The sequence below is a fragment of the Burkholderia sp. ZZQ-2 genome (genome assembly GCF_050768715.1).
In the GTDB taxonomy this organism is placed as follows: Bacteria; Pseudomonadota; Gammaproteobacteria; order Burkholderiales; family Burkholderiaceae; genus Burkholderia; species Burkholderia cepacia.
The window spans coordinates 1-739 of the sequence record NZ_LDVA01000081.1; the positions used below are offsets into that span (position 1 = coordinate 1).

Genomic DNA, 739 nt, shown 5'->3' on the forward strand with positions numbered 1-739 from the left:
CGCGGCGCGTGCCGCGCCACCGCTTGCCGATCCCGACTGCATGGACGATCCGACCGACATCCTCATTCCGCTGCTTCCGCCCTTCCTCGCGCTGCTCGGGCAGGCCGCCGACGCGCAGGCGCGCGGCGAGGCCGCCGCGCACGATCTGTGGCTGGCCGCCGCCGCGCACCTGCATGCGGTCGACGCCGATGCGCTCGCGCAGCTCACCGGCGCGCTCCTCACGCGGCAGCGCACGGCCGATGCGGTCGCGCTCGCCGAATGCGCGGCGCGCGTGCAGCCGGGCGCGACCGCGTACTTCAATCTCGGCTACGCGCTGCAGATGGCGGGTCGTCACGCGGACGCCGTGGCGCCGTATCGCGCGGCGCTGGCGCTCGACGCCGGGCGGCCGTCGCTGCGCAACAACCTCGCGATCGCGCTGCGGCTGTCGGGCAGCGACCGCGCGGAGGAGATCGCGTTGCTCGACGCGGCCGTGCGCGCCGATCCGCGCGACGCGCAGGCATGGATCAACCTCGTCGTCGCGCGGATCGCGACGCACGACCTGGACGGCGCGCTCGCATGCGCCGCGCGGCTCGTGGAGCTCGCGCCCGACAACGCGCTCGCGATGAACAACGTCGCGATGGCGATGAAGGAGGCGCAGCGCTGGGACGATGCCGAGCGCTTCGCGGCGCGCGCGTGCGAGCTGGCGCCCGACGACGCGTCCTACCGTTTCAACCTGGCGATCATCCAGCTCGTGCGCGGC

The 739-nt window shown here is 74.6% G+C and carries 1 protein-coding gene; it reads left to right on the top strand.

Annotated features, from left to right (window positions below):
- Window positions 1-739: tetratricopeptide repeat protein (locus ABY44_RS03665; protein WP_431640872.1), on the top strand; the 739-nt coding region annotated here is incomplete at both ends.